General features: G+C 62.5%; 1 protein-coding gene. It reads left to right on the forward strand.

Annotated elements, in window-relative coordinates; translation table 11 throughout:
- Window positions 1-549, forward strand: a 549-nt coding sequence (locus GVV75_RS10050) for a DNA/RNA non-specific endonuclease (protein WP_201288767.1), incomplete at both ends; no start/stop codon positions are given.

Here is a 549-nt window from a genome sequence, read left to right on the forward strand (position 1 = left end):
GCGTCGGCGGGTGGAGGTGTTGGCTGGTGATGGTCTCATGCCTGGGCCTCGTCAGCCGTTCGGGCGTGGTGTGGAGCTCGAGCCCAACGCGGTCTACCATGTGGAGGGCAGGGGTGATTACTACACTGACGCGTCTGGTCAGATCAGGCATGCGGAGTTGTTCTCGGCGGTGGAGCGGTTCCACGTGTGGGGCGAGCGGGCCAATCCGATGAACAAGGACTTGAATGATCCTTTGCCGAATGTGACGTACACGGTGGATGGGACGTTCCATTACACGACTGATGGGGCGGGGCGCACGGTGCTGGTGGAGGCTGATGGGTTTGAGGTGGCTAGGTGGCGCAGGCGCTCGAAGAGGCTGCAGGCCCAGATCGGGCACCTGGGTGGTGAGGGCTTCAATGGCGGGCATCTGGCCGCTCATGGCTTCGGGGGGCCGCCGGAGGCGATCAACGTGGTGCCCATGCACAGGGATGTCAACCTGTCGGTCAAGGGCGTCGACACGTTCTATAAGTTCGAGAAGAAGGTCCGCGATGATCCGGGCAATTACAGGGA

Origin of the sequence: Actinomyces sp. zg328 (assembly GCF_009829635.1) — a bacterium.
GTDB lineage: Bacteria > Actinomycetota > Actinomycetes > Actinomycetales > Actinomycetaceae > Actinomyces > Actinomyces marmotae.